The sequence below is a fragment of the Gordonia hongkongensis genome (assembly GCF_023078355.1).
Taxonomy (GTDB): Bacteria; Actinomycetota; Actinomycetes; order Mycobacteriales; family Mycobacteriaceae; genus Gordonia; species Gordonia hongkongensis.
Genome location: NZ_CP095552.1, coordinates 1729916 through 1745711 on the forward strand (window position 1 = coordinate 1729916; position 15796 = coordinate 1745711).

Below are 15796 nucleotides of genomic sequence, written 5' to 3' on the forward strand. Positions count from 1 at the left end.
GGCTCAGGCGCCCCAGGACGACTGGGTACCGCCGACACGCTCGGCGACGATGCGCTCGTGGTATCCGGAGTCGACGTATGCGGCCATCGGGTCTGCGGGCAGGCCGCGACGGACACGACGCTCGGCGAGCATCGGACGGACGTCGGTGTAGAACGCGTCCATCACGATCGCGTTCGCGCCCAACACGTCTCCGGCGGCCTGTGCCTCGGTCAGCGCATCGGTGTCGACGAGTAGTGCGCGGGCCGTCATCTCCTCGACGTTCAGCACCGAACGGAGCTGGCCGGGGATCTTCTCCTCGACGTTGTGGCATTGATCGAGCATGAGAGCGACCGGCGACCCGGCGTCGAGCCCGCCGCCGCGGATCACCTCGAACAGGATCCGGAAGAGCTGGAACGGATCCGCGGCACCGACGATGAGGTCGTCATCGGCGTAGAAGCGCGAGTTGAAGTCGAAGGAACCCAGCTTTCCGAGGCGAAGCAGCTGCGCGACGATGAACTCGATGTTGGTTCCCGGCGCGTGATGGCCGGTGTCGAGGCAGACCATCGCCCGCTCGCCGAGCGCGGTCACATGGGCGTAGGAGGTGCCCCAGTCGGGGACGTCGGTGACATACGTCGCGGGCTCGAAGAACTTGTACTCCAACACGAGTCGCTGGTCGTCGCCGATGTGCTGGTAGATGGTCGCGAGCGACTCGGCGAGCCGGTCCTGGCGTCCGCGGATGTCGCCCTGTCCGGGGTAGTTGGTGCCGTCGGCCAGCCAGATCTTCAAATCGCGCGAACCGGTCGCGTTCATCACCTCGATGCAGGCGAGGTGATGGTCGATGGCCATCTGCCGCACCGTCTTGTCGGTGTGGGTCAGGCTGCCGAACTTGTAGGCGTCGTCCTGGAAGGTGTTGGAGTTGACGGTGCCCAGGCCGACGCCGAGATCCTTCGCGTAAGCGGCCAGGGCGGTGTAGTCGTCGACGGTGTCCCACGGGACGTGCAGGGCGACGGTGGGTGCCAGCCCGGTCAGCTCGTCGACCTTCGCGGCGTCGGCGATCTTCTCGTGGATGGTGCGGGGGGTGCCCGGGGTGCCGAACACCTTGAACCGGGTGCCGGAGTTGCCGAACGCCCAGGAGGGGAGCTCGATCTCGAGGTTGTCGAGGATCGTCTCGTCAAAGGTGGCCATGAAATTTCTTTCGGTTGGGATTCCCCGCCGCCGGCGTCGGGGTCAGCCGGCGGCGGGGAGGTCTGAGTGGAACATTCGAACTGGTGGAACGTTTCAATCGCGCACCGCGCGATCAGGCCGTGGTGTCAGGCCGGGGCCCGGTGTCCCGACTCCGCGGCCGGGTTGGTGCCCGGGGTCGGGTGCGCGGCGGATGCCGGTGTCTCGATGAGCTCGGGTGACAGCGGAGCGCCGTAGCGCTCGACCTCGATCTGCTGCAGCGTCTTGCCCTGGGTGTCCGGAGCCGCGATGGCGCCGATGATCAGCGCGACGGTGAGCAGTGCGACCAGCAGGATGCCGACCGTGGTGAGTCCGGTCGCCGCGAGCATGGTGGGGAAGAAGTAGCTCAACAGACCGGTTGCGGTGCGGACGGCGAAGAACATGACGCCCTGGGCGCTGGCCCGATAGGGCGTCGCGAACATCTCGCTGGCCCAGAGGCTGTAGAACGCTTGCGCGCCGATGCCCGAGGAGATGCCCCACAGGACCGCGAAGACGAGCATCGTGGCGACACCGCTGTCGGTGAAGGCGACCAGCACGATCCAGGCGACGATGCCCAATGCGGCGCCGAAGACGTACAGGGCGCGCTGGGAGACCCGGTCGGCATATCGCATGAAGCCGAAGTAGGTCGCGAGGACGGTGCATCCCCAGACCAGCACCTGCAGCAGGTTCTGCTGGACCGCGCTCTCGACGCCCGCGGTCTCGTAGACACGCGGCATGAAGATGCCGGCCTGTCCGGCCACGGTGTTCCAGAAGAGGTAGATGCCACCGAGCAGGAGTAGTGCGGTGATGTTGACCTTCTTGGAGAACAGGCCCTTGATTCCCCGGGCGCCGACGGAAGCGGTGAGCTCACGGGTCTCGTTGACCGCCTCGTCGGACCAGATCTTGGACTCCGCGAGCCCTTGGCGAATCCACCAGACGACCGCGGCGACGACGAAGAGGTGCAGGAAGATGATCCGCGAGCCGAGTAGGCCCATCGGGGCGAGCGCGGCCGCCAGTGCGAAGCCGATCAGGGGTCCGACCGACCAGGCGAGCTGGGCGGTGCCGACGTGTTTGGCGCGTTCGACCGATGGCGCCTCTTCGGCGATGTAGGTCCAGGACGCGGGTACGCCCGCGCCGACCGCGAGGCCGGTGATGATGAACGCCGCCAGCAGCATGGTGAAGTTGAGCGCGAAGGCGGCGAGCAACACGCCGGCCATGTAGACCAGCAGGTCGTAGGTGTAGATCGCCTTGCGGCCGTAGCGGTCGCACAGCGGTCCGCCGATGGCGGCGCCGACCGCCGCGCCGAACGCGTTGGCGCTCAGTGCGGCCAGCAGGCCGACGGCGAAGTTGCTGATGCCGAACTCGTCCTGCCAGAAGGTCAGGCTGGTGGCGATCGCGATGATCGAGCCGGCTTCGATGTAGTTCGACATGGCAACCGAGATGGTCGCCCGCCAGCCGGTGGTGGAGCGCGCTCCTACTTTCATGGGATTCCTAGCGTCGGAGATCAGTAGAGAGGGTCGGGATCGGAGGGGTCAAGCCGGGTTCGCTGATGTCGGTGTGCCCGTCAGTACGCGTCGTGTGTTCGATGTCGGTCAGTCGAGGTGGAAGTACTCGAGGAGTTCGGTACGGATGGTGTCGGGATTGGCGCCGTCGGCGTCTCCGCCGGTGGCCGGGAGGAAGTACTCGGACATGTGCGCCTGCCACCGGGCGTTGACGTCCGTTGCCTCCATGGCGGCGGCGGTCGTCGCGAAGTCGTCGGTCTCGAGGTAACCCACGACCATGCCGTCGTCCTTGCGGAGGAACAACGAGTAGTTGCGCCATCCGGTCTCGCGCAGGGCGTCGAGCATCTCCGGCCACACCTCCGTGTGGGCGTCGAGGTAGTCCTCGACGCGCTCCGGGCGGAGCTGGAGCACGAAGCAGACGCGCTGGGTATCGGGCATGGCTGCTCCTGACAAACGACGTGATGGGAAACGCAGACCGTCGAGAGAGGATCAACCCGGCGAATTAAAACGTTTCAATTTGTGATGGCAGCAACACTAAGAGCGGCCTGTGAGGATGTCAAGACCCGGTTCGCACAAAGCGCACCCCGCCGGAACGGGATCGGTCATGCTCTGTTCGTGCTGGAATTCGGGAAGACGCGCGGAGCAGATGTCGGGGGCAGGATCGCGATCGTGACCGGGGGCGGGTCCGGTATCGGGGCCGCGCTCACGCGCGCGCTGGTGACCCGGGGAGCCCACGTCACCTGCGCGGACATCGCCCTACCCGCGGCGCAGCGGGTGACGGACTCCTTGTCCGGTGGGCCGGGCACCGCACGGGCGGTGCAACTGGATGTGACGGATGCTGCCGCTGTGCAGCGGGTGGTCGACGAGGTCGTCGCCGAGTGGGGGCGCCTGGATCTGATGTTCAACAACGCAGGGATCACCTGGGGTGGTCCGACCGAGATGCTGACGCCGGAACAATGGGACGCGATCATCGACGTCAACATCCGGGGCGTCGTGCACGGGGTCGCGGCCGCGTACCCGGTGATGATCGAGCAGCGTTCCGGACACATCGTCAACACGGCGTCGATGGCCGGGCTCGTCGCCGCCGGACTGATCACGAGCTACGTGATGACCAAACATGCGGTCGTGGGGCTGTCGCTCGCACTACGGACCGAGGCTGCGGGCCGCGGGGTGAACGTGCTGGCGGTGTGTCCCTCGGCAGTGGAGACCCCGATCCTGGACAAGGGATCGGTCGGCGGATTCGTCGGTCGCTCTTATTATCTGGCGAGTCAGGGTTCGTCGACCGCGTACGACGCCGACCGCCTTGCCCGGGACACGCTCGCCGCCATCGAGCGGAATCAACCACTGCTGGTCGTCCCGCGTCGATCCCGGATCACCTGGCGCGTCCAGCGATTGGCGCCCGGCCTCACGAATCGGCTTGCCGCGCAATTCATCGATCGGCAACGCGCGGAGTTGCGGCCGGAGGGTTAACCGCCGGCGGTGCTGCTCAGGATGGCGATGATGACACCTGCCACGGTCAGTACACCGACGACCCAGGCCATCGTGATCGCGACCCGTCTGCGTCCGAACCGGGCCGCGTTGATTGCGATCCCGAGGCACACCAGGACCGCGATCGAGTACACCGAGATACCGAGGGTGAGCAGGGCGACGGAGGAGTCGGCGAGCAGGACAACCCGAGTGGACATGACACCGAGTACATCATCAGCGGGCTCGGGGGATGCACGCGGATCGAGACAGCCCAGTGGCGTGCCGGCTTTCCGTGACACTTCGTCTCGTGCTTTCGACGCAACGCGTTTGCAACGACGCAGGTAGCGGGATCAGGCGCAGAGGTCTGGCGGTGTTCTTGACGTGCTCCCGCGCAATTGGGATGTCGCCGTTGCGCACTGCGGAGTGAGTCGGGATGGGCGATCTGGCTATCGGTTCGGAACAAGCTCCCAACGACCTTGCTCCCAGGTGTAAGAATCCCTGATCCCTGAGTAATCGAAGGGCAGGGTGACAAAATCCTCGCCATTGTCGCGCCTCAGGTCATAGCGCACAGTTTTGCCGTTGACGATGAAGCGCAGCCGCAGGAACCACATGGTGGGTCGACTGGTGGTGTACGCGTGTACTCGGAAGACTTCGGTCGAACCTTGTGGTATTTCGAAGCGAAATGGCACGCGTGGGGCACTTGGGTCGTCACCGCGATGGCATACAAGTGTTTCGTCATCGAGTGACACGAGGAGATAGTTACCCTCTAATGGCCCGCCCGCGGGCGGAGGGAGAATCGCTATGCCATCGACACTGCCGAAGCCGGGCCGCAAGACGGGTTTACCGCCCGTCAGGGCAACGGTCGCATTTTGAGCTTGTACTTCGAACTCGAACACGGTGTGCCCCAGCTCGATTCCCCTGTTCTCATTGATCCAATCAAAGGGCTTACTGTAGCTGGTCCGAGAACCTAGATCCCGCAGCTCGGTCAACTCGTCCGGCGTCCCTACGGGGAAGAAGAAGCGTTTGACCCTCATGTCACCGAAGGTGTCATAGTCCTCGTCGACGCTAACTGTGACTCGGGATCGACGCAGATAGGCCTGCGCCGCTTGTCCTGCCAATGCCGCTCCTGCTACCGGGTCCATTCACATATCCTCTCACTCCCGGCGTTTCTGCCGAGCCAAAATGTTGGCGTCCGAGTTCGGGTTGCGCCGACACTCGGCGACTGCGGGCCAGGCGTAGGTGTCGTCCGCCGCACGATTTTCCCTGCGGTAGCGGGCGGCCGCGAAAGGCGAACGGCATCGCTAAGCCTGCGCCACACGTTCGCGGAGATGCAACTTATGGAGGGGAGCACTTCATGTGGTCAGCCGGTGGATGGGTCGCAGCACCTTCACCCCACACACTCGACGCCTACGGTGACTGGATTCCTGAGGAAGGCGGCGGCGCACTGAACGATTTGCCCGATCCCTCCCAGCTGATTCCGCATGAGGCCCCCGAGTCGTCGGATGACGTTCCTCTATTCGGACGGTGAAGGTAAATGGGCGTAGTTGCTCGCGTACGTCAAGACACGTGGCGCGAGTAAAATGTAGGGCGGAACCGGAACCTTCCGTGTGAACCCTAGACCGGACTGCAACGCGTAAAGACCCTCTTTTCCTTCGAAACGGTCGACAAGGTCTTTCACAGTCGCGACATCGTCAGCGATATCGGGATACAGAATCGCATCCAGTTGGTCTTGTAGTTCAGCAATCTGAGGTTGGGCGGCCTTGATCATGTCCAAGACGCTAGGATCGTAGTCGATGGCCTCGAGTTCGGTGATCTTGATCCATTTTTCTCGTGCAGCCCTGTTGGATTTGATCATGTAATCACGGTCCATAAACACGTTCGCGGTGCTCTCGCCTTCTAGGCGAGCATTGAGTTCAATCTTGAAAGCATTAATGTCGCCATGAAGCAGGGCGTCACGCATTTTGATTAACCATCGGTAATCAAACGATGACACGAGCAGATCATCAAACAGATCGAGAGCTTGTTTCTCCTCTACGGTCTTGCGGCCGAACTGCTCGCGAACTGCGCGGATGGACTGATCTCTATGACTGTGGAGCGCGCTAGTGAAAGATATGAGCGCTGAACGGATTCGCCTTCGGCGCTCGTCGAAAGCATCTTGATCGGACAGTGAAATTCGCCGACTAGTGACATCGGAAATTACTGCAATAAGCAAATCGCAGAATCTCTCATTTTCATCAGAAATGTGCTGGAGAAGTTCGCTGTCAATCATGCGGCGGAGGCGCTCGTGTGCCGTGCGATACTCTGCGTCTTCATCTGCAGTGAATGAGCAGAGCTTTTTGAAGATGATAGCAGCATCGATACCCGGATCGGAATATCCCAACATTGCTCCGTACGGGTCGGAGGCGGCAGCTGCGTCGTCGTCAGCGTCCTGTTTTATCTGTTGCTCTCCCTGTTCCTGTATCTTATTGAACACCGACAGAGAATTGGTGATTATTTCGCGAATCTCATCTTCTGTCGGGAGCTTTGTAGATAGCCAGTTGCGAGCGCGCTGAGCGACTTCTTGTAGTGCGGTGCGCATTGAGTTCTGGACGTCGTTTCTCGTCATTCGGTCGCGGGCGTCTGGTGTGTTCGCGTAGTCCATTGCCGCGGAGGCCAAGACCTCCGCTTGAGCCCGCATTGTCTCCAGCACAATGACCATGGCCGCGCTCTGAGGCGGTGGCGCGGTTTCCCTGGAGATTAGGTCCCGCCACGCGTCCATGAAGTGTTCGCAGAAGTCAAATGGGCTGTCGCCGTCGAATTCGTCTAACTTGGCGATCAGTCCGTCTAACTTTCGTATCCAGTCTTCCAAACTGGTCTTGGCTTCATCGTCTTCCGGTGGCACACTTCGACTCCTGTCATGCTCGAACTTCGCGGCCTCGTCGTGGACAGCCTGTAAGCATCGCACGTACGCAACTCATTGCGTCTGACATCTGATCCCGCGTGTCGCGCTGATGCGGCAGCTTAGGTAGCACGGGGGTGGCACTGTAATCGTTCGGATGACGCGAGGGAACGGCAATAGTCAATCTACCTGCGGCGATGCGGTGCCCCCAGTCGGACTCGAACCGACACTGTGCCGATTTTAAGTCGGCTGCCTCTGCCAATTGGGCTATGGGGGCGAAGGGTCCGCTCGACGACGGTCCCCACGGTGAGCATAGTCAGCCGCGGCAGCGTGTCCGAATTCGTCCGGCGTTGCCACCGACAGACGTCAACTCGACCGCCAGACCTCGATCGAGGTCTGGCAGTCGAGTCGACGTCTGGGAGTCAGCCGTCCTTGACCGGCCCAGTCGCCGGGGTGATCATGGGGCATGGACGCGGCAGCGGTGACCGGGGCACGCAATTGGGAGGCCGTCCGAGAACGGCATCCCGCCATCGTCGAGCGCCTCGAGGCGGGTCTGACGCAGGGTGATCCGCTCGCCGACACGGTGATCGTCGAGGCCAGAGAACGCGGAATCTCTTTCTCCACACTGGTCGCGCTCTTGGAAGAGCACACCTCCGCCGAGGAGGAGACCGATGTCGAACACCTCGAGATGCCCGCCTCGATGACGCATCTGTTGCAGGTCGCGAGCGCCCCACCTCCGTGGTTCGACCCGGCCTGGGCGGAGGCCGGCGCCCGCGCCTGGTGGCGGTTCGGCACGTTGCAGTCGTCGACGCTGTATCAGTCGCTGATCTACGGGTTCAAGGCGCAGGGATTCGTCCGTCCGCTGGTGGCCACCGGCCGGCTGGGATCGGGGACACGTGATCGAGTCGAGTCGACGGCCCGCTGGGTCGCCGAGGCGACCACGCCCGGATCGATGCTCCCGGGCCGTCCCGGTTGGGTTGCAACGCTTCGTATTCGGCTGCTACATGCCTACATCCGCGACGTCCTGCGGCACCCGCCCGGCGGCGATCCGACGGACGACGCCGGGGCCTGGGACGAAGGGGAGTGGGGCGCACCCATCAACCAGACGTATGCCGTGATGACCATCTCGTGCGGCTTCCTGGCTCTACCTCTCGTCGTCGCACGGGATTTCGGGATCCACTACAGCAGTGCGGAATGTGAGGCGATCACGCATCTGTGGCGCTGGATCGGCTGGGTCATCGGGGTCGACGACGACCTCCTGCCGCCGAGTTACGAGCGTCGAGCGAATTGTTCCGTATCGCAGGCGAATTCGAGCTGCAGCCCGACGATTCGTCGAAGGTGCTGATCAAGGCGCTGCTTCGCGAGGGGTACGACCTTCCGCGCGTCGTGCACGGGGCCGCGCCGATTCCGGTGCCGGGGTTGCTGGTCTCCGCGGTGGATGCGATCACCAGACCCCTGCTCATGTCGTCGTTCTCGGCCATCAGCACCAGATGGGTCGAGCGCCCGGTCGCCCGGCGGATGGGTCTGCGCCGGACGCCGTTGCACCATCTCGTCGACGTCGCACGGCCCGCCGTCAGGCTGCGCGAGATCGCGCGGGCGACCGGACTGCTCGGATCGGAGTCGACGGTGATCGAGCGCGAACTGCGAACGGTCCGACGCGGACTCGGCATGCCGCACGTCCCTGAATCGTCCTTGACCGCCTAAATTACTGCTGATAACTTAACGCCGTAAAGTCGACCGACGCGACAGGGGTCCGCATGCTGGTCAGATTGACACGGCTGGTCATATCCATGCCCAAACGAGTGCTGCTGGGTGCACTCATCCTGCTGGTGGTGTGCGGCGCGTACGGCGCCACCGCGGCCGAACATCTGCTGGCCGGAGGGTACAGCGATCCGAACTCGGGGTCGGCGCGGGCGGAGAGAACGCTCGACGAGACGTTCAACCGCGGCGGGGTCCAGGTCGTGCTCAAACTGGACGGTCCCGACGGAGTCGACGTCTCCCGCGACCCGACGGCCCGGGCGGTCGGTGAGGACATCGTCGCCGACCTGAATCGCAATCAGTACGTGCAGGACCAGATTTTGTCGGTGTGGGCCAATCCGGCGCTCGACTCCGCGCTCGTCAGTCGCGACCGGACGTCGACGCTGATCATCGCCTCGCTCGACGGTGGCGAGGATTCGGCGCCGGGGCACGCCGAGGAGATCGCCGCGGCCCTGGCCGGTGACCGCGACGGGATCACCGTGCAGGTCGGCGGTCAAGGAATGGTCTTCGCACAGGTCAACGATCAGACCGCGTCCGATCTCCTCGTCGCCGAGGCCATCGCGATCCCGATCACGTTCATCGTGTTGATCTTCATCTTCGGCGGATTGCTCGCCGCGGCCGTCCCGGTCGGCATCGGCATCGTCTCGATCATCCTCACCTTCGCGCTGCTCCGGGCGATCGGATCGGTCACCGACGTCTCGGTCTTCGCGCTCAACCTCACCACCGCACTGGGTCTCGCGCTCGCGATCGACTACACGCTGCTGATCCTGACGCGCTACCGGGAAGAGGTCGGACACGGTCTGAGCCGGCCCGACGCGATCGTCCGGACCCTGGCCACGGCCGGGCGGACGGTCGCCTTCTCCGCGGTGACCGTCGCCCTGTCGCTCAGCGCGCTCGTGCTGTTCCCGCAGTACTTCCTGCGCAGCTTCGCCTTCGCGGGTCTCGGCGTCGTGGTCGTGGCCGCGGTGTCGGCGCTCGTGCTCACGCCGGCCGTGCTCATGCTCCTCGGTGATCGCATCGACGCGTTCGATGCCCGGAAGCCACTCCGGCGCCTGCTTCGGCTGCCGCCGGCGCGGCCCGTCGAACCCGAGGACACCTGGTGGTACCGGCTCGTCCAGTGGGTGCTGCGCCACGCCTTGCCGGTCGCCGCGGTCGTCACGGTTTTCCTACTGGTACTCGGTGCGCCGTTCCTGTCGATGAAACTGGGGTTCCCCGACGACCGGGTGCTCCCCGAGTCGGCGAGCGCCCACGCGATCCAGCAGGAGATCCGAGACGACTACGAGGACGACCTGTCCGCAGCGGTCACCGTCGTCGTGCGGGGGCCGGTGGACGATGCGGCCCTGGCCGACTACACCCGCGCCCTGTCGACGGTCGGAGATGTCAACTCCGTAGGGTCGTCGGCCGGGACGTTCGTCCGGGGTGCGCCGGCCGCACCGGGCAGCCCGGACGACACCCGGGGCGACGTACACGTCCTGCAGGTGTCGACCGACCGCGACCCGATGAGCGAGTCGGGGATCGCCCAGCTCGACGAGCTGCGGGCGGTGCCGCCGCCGGCGGGAACGGAGACCCTGTTCAGCGGGCTCGCCGCCGCCACCGACGACACCGTCGGGTCGATCTACGCGCATCTGCCGTGGGTGCTCGGACTGATCGCGATCGCGACGTTCGTGCTGCTGTTCCTGTTCACCGGGAGCGTCGTGTTGCCGCTGAAGGCGCTCGTCCTCAACATCCTGTCGCTGTCGGCGACGTTTGGCGCGATGGTCTGGTTCTTCCAGGAAGGGCACCTCGGAGGTTTGGGGACCACCGCGACGGGCACCCTCAGCGCGACCATGCCGGTGCTGCTGTTCTGCGTGGCGTTCGGCCTGTCGATGGACTACGAGGTGTTCCTGTTGGGACGGATCCGCGAGGAGTGGTTGCGATCGGACCGGACGCGGGGGGCCACCGACCATGCCGTGGCCCTGGGCTTGGCCCGGACCGGCCGGGTCATCACGGCCGCGGCACTGCTGATGAGCATCGTCTTCGCCGCCATCGCGGCGTCGGAGGTCTCGTTCATGCGGATGTTCGGGGTCGGTCTCACCCTGGCGGTCCTGATGGACGCGACGATCATCCGCATGTTCCTCGTCCCCGCCTTCATGCGGCTGGCCGGGCGGGCGAACTGGTGGGCGCCGGGTCCGCTGCGACGGCTACATGATCGGATCGGGTTGTCCGAGGAGGCCCCGGAGGTCGGGCGTCCCGAGAAAGCGGCGCCGGACACCGCGCCGACGAGGGTCTGACACCGAATACGTCATGGCGACGGATGAACGGCGGCGGGACAGGTGCAGGAGTGCAGTGACGACACGTAGACGAGCGAGATCACCGCGCGGGTCCGGAGAGAACCTCGCGGAGGAGATCATCGAGGCGGCCGGCGAGCTGCTGGTGGAGAACGGTGACGACACCGCGATGTCGATCCGTGCGGTCGCCAACCGGGTCGGTGTCACACCGCCGTCGATCTACCTGCACTTCGCCGACAAGGAAGCCCTGCTCGACGCCGTGTGCGCGCGCTACTTCGAGCGTCTCGACGACGAGATGGCGGCCGCGTCGGAGGGCGTCGACGACGCCTTCCGGCGCGCACTCAACCAGGGGATGGCCTACGTACGCTTCGCCGTCGCCACCCCGGTGCTCTACCGGGTGGCGTTCGGCAAGCCCACCTCCGCGGGGCATCCGTCGAAGGTCGACGAGGTACTCGCCGCCAGTGCGTACTCGCGGTTCGCCGGAACCGTCACCGAGCTGGCCGACGAAGGGGTGTTCGATCACGCCGAGATCGCCGACATCGTTCTCGAGTTCTGGGCCGCCGCCCACGGGATCGCGTCGCTGATGCTCGCCAAACCGGGTCTCGCCTGGGGGGACGACTTCGCGCGTGCGGAAGCCATGCTCACCGCCATGTGCCTGGGCCGGGCCTCGCTCGCGACCGACGGCGGTATCGATCAGACCGCAGTGGGCCGCCGGTTGAGGTCGCTGCGCGACCGGGTGAACTGACCCGGTGGCGGGTGTCTGACGACAGAAGGGTCAAGAGTCGGTAAAGTCGACGTCGACTCGGTCGTTGCGAGCTCTCGTCAGGGAACTCTCAGAAACGGCCCGACGTTGAGACGGCAGACATCCGTACCGATGAAGGAGCGCTTCGTGCGAGAAAGCAGCAATCCGGTGATGCGCGGCGTGGTCCGCGACAATCAATCCGGATACGCGGGTTTCGGGGCCGGCATGGCCGGCGCCGGCGCCGCGGCCAACCAGTTCGGTCAGGCCACTGACCCCTACACCCAGCCGGCACCGCCGGCCACTCGTCAGCTCACGATCGACGACGTCGTCACCAAGACCGCGATCACGCTCGGAGTGCTGACGCTGGCCGCCGCTGCCACGTACTTCGCGATCAGCAGCCGCGCCACCGAGGCCGCCCAGGCGGCTCTCGCCACGCCGCTGATGCTGGTCGGCGCCATCGCCGGTCTCGTTCTCGTCCTCGTGGCGAGCTTCGGTCGCAAGCAGGACAACCCGGCCATCGTGCTGGCCTACGCCGCGTTCGAGGGCCTCTTCGTCGGTGCCATCTCGTTCGTGTTCGCGAACTGGGCGGTCGCCGGTGACACCTCGGCCGGTGCGCTGATCGGACAGGCAGTCCTCGGCACCTTCGGTGTGTTCTTCGGCATGCTGTTCGTGTACAAGGTCGGCGCCATCCGCGTGACGCCGCGATTCACCCGCATGCTGTTCGCTGGCATGATCGGTGTCCTGGTCCTGATGCTCGGCAACCTGGTCATCGGTCTGTTCACCGGTGAGGCCGGAGTCCTGCGCGACGGTGGCCCGATCGCCATCATCTTCTCGCTGGTCTGCATCGCCCTCGCCGCGTTCAGCTTCCTGCTGGACTTCGACGCCGCGGATCGCCTGATCCGCGCCGGCGCACCCGACCGGGCCGCCTGGGGCGTGGCACTCGGCCTGACCGTCACCCTGGTCTGGCTGTACGTCGAGATCCTGCGTCTGCTGACCTACTTCAACTCCGACTAGTCAGTCATGTGACAGTGGCCCCGCACCTCGGCAGGTGCGGGGCCACTGTCGCGTCAGGGTCGGTTGGCGACAAAGTGTGCCACCCGGTGCGTTTGCGGGAACAACCCAATCACCGCGGTTCTACCGTGCGGACATGGTGTTCTTTCTGATCCAGCTGGCGCTGATGATCATCGGCGCCGTCGTACACATACTGGTGGACCGATCGACGCGACGACGCACCGTCGGCCGCGCAGCCGAACTCGTGCTGCTCTGGATACTCGTCCCCGGCGGCGCATTCGGCATCCTCGCCGGGGTCGGCCACGTCGGCCCGAACGCCCCCGAGATCGCCGAGGGCATCGGGCCGGACTTCATCCCGTCCATGTTCCAGTGGGAGCTGGGGTGGAACGACATCGCCGTGGGCGTGCTCGGCGTGCTCTGCTACCGGGTGCGCAATCGTGGCGGATGGCTCGACGCCGCCGTGTGGGCACTGGCGATCAGCTACGGGGGAGACCTCGCCGGTCACATCTCGCAGTACTACATCCACGACAACACCGCGACGAACAACGTCTGGGCGATCCCCGCCGAGATCTACATCGTCGGTGCCGTCGTCATCGCCTGGTTCGTGTACCGGCGAACGACCCCCCGCAGCGTCGCGGTCCTGGGACCGAACGCGGCGAGGGATGTCGACGAGACGGAGACGGCCTCGCTCAGCTGAGGCGCTCCAGCACTGATCAGCTGAGGCGCTCGAGGACCATGGCCATGCCCTGACCGCCACCCACGCACATCGACTCGATGCCGAAGGTCTTGTCGCGGGTCTGCAGGTTGTTGAGCAGGGTGGTGGTGATGCGGGCGCCGGTCATCCCGAACGGGTGACCCAGGGCGATGGCGCCGCCGGACACGTTGAGCTTGTCGTGGTCGATGCCGAGATCACGGGCCGAACCGAGGACCTGCACGGCGAAGGCCTCGTTGATCTCGACGAGGTCGATGTCCGACAGCGACATCCCCGAGACCCGCAGCACCTTTCGGATCGCCTCGATCGGACCGAGCCCCATGATCTCCGGCGACAGGCCGGTGGCCGCGGTGGCGACAACGCGCGCCAGCGGGGTGAGGCCCAGTTCCTTCGCCTTGGTGTCGCTCATGATGACCAGCGCCGCGGCGCCGTCGTTGAGCGGGCATGCGTTACCCGCGGTGATCGTGCCGTCCGGGCGGAAGACCGGCTTGAGCTGCGAGATCTTCTCGTAGGTCGTGCCCGCGCGGGGGCCGTCGTCGGCGGTGACGAGCGTGCCGTCGGGCAGGGTGACCGGGTCGATCTCCCGCTCGAAGAAACCGGACTTGATGGCTTCCTCGGCGCGGTTCTGGCTCAGGACGCCCCACTTGTCCTGGTCCTCGCGCGAGATGCCGGTGAACGAGGCGACGTTCTCGGCGGTCTGGCCCATCGCGATGTACACGTCCGGGATGACCCCGTCCTTGCGCGGATCGTGCCAGATGCCCGCGTCACCGGCGGCCGCCTTCTCCGTGCGGGCCATCGCGTCGTCGAACAGCGGGTTCTTTGAATTCGGTGCGCCGTCGGCGCCGCCGGAGATGCCGAAGCTCGACACGCTCTCGACGCCACCGGAGATGAGGACGTCGGCCTCGCCGGCCTTGATGGCATGCAGCGCCATCCGGGTGGTCTGCAACGACGACGAGCAGTAGCGGTTCACCGTGACGCCCGGGATGTGGTCATGACCCAGCTCGACCGCGATGACCCGGGCGATGTTGTAACCGCCCTGTCCGCCGGGCTGGCCGATGCCCCAGTGGATGTCCTCGATCAGCGCCGGGTCGAGCTCCGGCACCTTGGCGAGCGCGGCTTCGACCATCTGACGGGACAGTTCGTCGGGTCGGATGTCTTTGAGGGATCCCTTGGCGGCGCGGCCGATCGGGGAACGGGCGTGGGCGACGATGACGGCTTCAGGCATACCTCGAAACTACCGCACCAAGCATCTGCTTGGTCGCGAGGCCGGTCAGCCCGGGTCGTGGCTGGTCACCGACGTGTCAGGCGTCTCCTGAGACGTGTGACGAACCGTGTTTCTTCGACGGCCTCGGACACCTTCGGCGGTTCGGGCAGCGGCGTCGGACCCCACTCGCCGATCGAGGCGAGCACCTCGGGCACCAGGATGTCGGCGGCGAGCTCATACCCCGCGGCCGACGGGTGGAATCGATCGGGCGACAGCATGTGCTCGGGGCGCGCGAGGAACTCCTCGGTCAGCAGGTCGGCCAATGGGACCGGCCGCCCCCCGGCGGCCCGGACCGCCGATCGCTGCGCCGCCGCCAGCGTGAGTCCCCAGCGTCGCAACACCATTCGCAGGGGCTGGGGGATCGCGGTCACCACGCCGAAATCCGGGCAGGTGCCGACGACGACCTTCGCGCCTTCGTCGACGAGTGCGTGGACGGCATCTCCGAGCCGGCGCGCCGACGGGAGCGGACTGTTGCGGGCGGTGACGTCGTTGGCGCCGACGAGGATGACGGCCACGTCGGGTCGCTCGTGATGGACGAACATCGCCTCGATCTGGGCCGCGAGCCCCTTCGACGTCGCGCCGACGATGGCCTTGTTGGCGTAGCGGACCACCCGATCGGTCTCCGCGGCCACGCGGCGGGCGATCTGGACTCCTGGCGTCTCGTCCGCGGTCTCGGCACCCAGTCCGGCCGCGGTCGAGTCCCCGAACACCACGAGATACAGGTCGTACACGGTGTCCCGGGTGAAACGTGCGCTGGTGCCGTCGGGGCGGTACACGCCGTCGCCGTCCGGGGCGTTGTCGGTACGGTGCGGGATCACCACGCGGGCCTCGGCGGCCTGACTGTTCAACAGGTTGTAGGCGGCCCAGCCGGCGCCGGCCGCGCCCGCGGTCGCAACCGCTGTCGCGCCGACGTCGCGCACGATCCTGGCGGGGACGATTCCTCGACGACTCGAACCGGACACGAGTGCCAGTTTAGGCGTTCAGCGGGATCTGCTGACTGGGGCAGCGGCCGGGTG

The 15796-nt window shown here is 65.6% G+C and carries 15 protein-coding genes and 1 tRNA gene; 7 read left to right on the plus strand and 9 right to left on the minus strand.

The window, feature by feature from the left end:
* Positions 1-3 precede the first annotated feature (3 nt).
* From rhaI to MVF96_RS07865, 3 genes are all read right to left on the minus strand, one after another.
* The gene (gene rhaI / locus MVF96_RS07855; protein ID WP_058250773.1) at positions 4-1164 is read right to left on the minus strand and encodes an L-rhamnose isomerase; all 1161 of its coding nucleotides are present in this window, start codon (positions 1162-1164) and stop codon (positions 4-6) included.
* 125 nt (positions 1165-1289) lie between these two features.
* Positions 1290-2663 carry an MFS transporter gene (locus tag MVF96_RS07860; RefSeq protein WP_058250772.1) on the minus strand — a complete coding sequence of 458 codons (1374 nt, stop codon included), beginning with the start codon at positions 2661-2663 and terminating at the stop codon, positions 1290-1292.
* Positions 2664-2771: 108 nt separating this feature from the next.
* Positions 2772-3119: an L-rhamnose mutarotase gene (locus MVF96_RS07865; protein WP_065631970.1), complete on the minus strand. Its 348-nt coding sequence runs from the start codon at positions 3117-3119 to the stop codon at positions 2772-2774.
* A 177-nt stretch (positions 3120-3296) separates the two neighbouring features.
* On the opposite strand from MVF96_RS07865, the gene MVF96_RS07870 reads away from it, so the two are divergent.
* Positions 3297-4151 carry an SDR family NAD(P)-dependent oxidoreductase gene (locus MVF96_RS07870; protein ID WP_058250770.1) on the plus strand — a complete coding sequence of 285 codons (855 nt, stop codon included), beginning with the start codon at positions 3297-3299 and terminating at the stop codon, positions 4149-4151.
* Here the strand turns inward: MVF96_RS07870 and MVF96_RS07875 are convergent.
* The 4 genes from MVF96_RS07875 to MVF96_RS07890 form a co-directional block, all read right to left on the minus strand.
* On the minus strand, positions 4148-4366 hold the full coding sequence (locus MVF96_RS07875) for a hypothetical protein (protein WP_004020299.1): 219 nt from the start codon (positions 4364-4366) through the stop codon (positions 4148-4150). The genes MVF96_RS07870 and MVF96_RS07875 overlap by 4 nt on opposite strands.
* 228 nt (positions 4367-4594) lie before the next feature.
* Complete coding sequence (locus tag MVF96_RS07880; RefSeq protein WP_139114196.1) at positions 4595-5290, minus strand: hypothetical protein; 696 nt, start codon at positions 5288-5290, stop codon at positions 4595-4597.
* Between the two features lie 371 nt (positions 5291-5661).
* Entirely contained in the window at positions 5662-7029 is a 1368-nt protein-coding gene (locus tag MVF96_RS07885; protein ID WP_211538192.1) for a hypothetical protein, read from the minus strand.
* 200 nt (positions 7030-7229) lie between these two features.
* Positions 7230-7303, minus strand: a tRNA-Leu gene (locus tag MVF96_RS07890).
* Positions 7304-7492: 189 nt separating this feature from the next.
* Between MVF96_RS07890 and MVF96_RS07895 the strand changes: the two genes are divergently transcribed.
* The 6 genes from MVF96_RS07895 (at position 7493) to MVF96_RS07915 (ending at position 13501) form a co-directional block, all read left to right on the plus strand.
* Positions 7493-8371 (plus strand): oxygenase MpaB family protein, encoded by an 879-nt coding sequence (locus MVF96_RS07895; protein WP_307848009.1) that lies wholly within the window; start codon positions 7493-7495, stop codon positions 8369-8371.
* Positions 8365-8730 carry a hypothetical protein gene (locus MVF96_RS24540; RefSeq protein ID WP_336286640.1) on the plus strand — a complete coding sequence of 122 codons (366 nt, stop codon included), beginning with the start codon at positions 8365-8367 and terminating at the stop codon, positions 8728-8730. The genes MVF96_RS07895 and MVF96_RS24540 overlap by 7 nt, the downstream gene beginning before the upstream one ends.
* 53 nt (positions 8731-8783) lie before the next feature.
* Positions 8784-11054: an MMPL family transporter gene (locus tag MVF96_RS07900; protein ID WP_211538191.1), complete on the plus strand. Its 2271-nt coding sequence runs from the start codon at positions 8784-8786 to the stop codon at positions 11052-11054.
* Between the two features lie 55 nt (positions 11055-11109).
* On the plus strand, positions 11110-11796 hold the full coding sequence (locus MVF96_RS07905) for a TetR/AcrR family transcriptional regulator (protein WP_058250756.1): 687 nt from the start codon (positions 11110-11112) through the stop codon (positions 11794-11796).
* 144 nt (positions 11797-11940) lie between these two features.
* Positions 11941-12807: a Bax inhibitor-1/YccA family protein gene (locus tag MVF96_RS07910; protein WP_055474978.1), complete on the plus strand. Its 867-nt coding sequence runs from the start codon at positions 11941-11943 to the stop codon at positions 12805-12807.
* A 133-nt stretch (positions 12808-12940) separates the two neighbouring features.
* Positions 12941-13501: a DUF6790 family protein gene (locus MVF96_RS07915; RefSeq protein ID WP_211538190.1), complete on the plus strand. Its 561-nt coding sequence runs from the start codon at positions 12941-12943 to the stop codon at positions 13499-13501.
* 16 nt (positions 13502-13517) lie between these two features.
* Here MVF96_RS07915 and MVF96_RS07920 read toward each other — a convergent pair whose 3' ends face one another.
* Positions 13518-14741 (minus strand): acetyl-CoA C-acetyltransferase, encoded by a 1224-nt coding sequence (locus MVF96_RS07920; RefSeq protein WP_211538189.1) that lies wholly within the window; start codon positions 14739-14741, stop codon positions 13518-13520.
* 65 nt (positions 14742-14806) lie between these two features.
* A complete protein-coding gene (locus MVF96_RS07925; protein ID WP_374193861.1) occupies positions 14807-15742 on the minus strand; it encodes an SGNH/GDSL hydrolase family protein in 936 nt (311 codons plus the stop codon).
* Between the last annotated feature and the right edge of the window lie 54 nt (positions 15743-15796).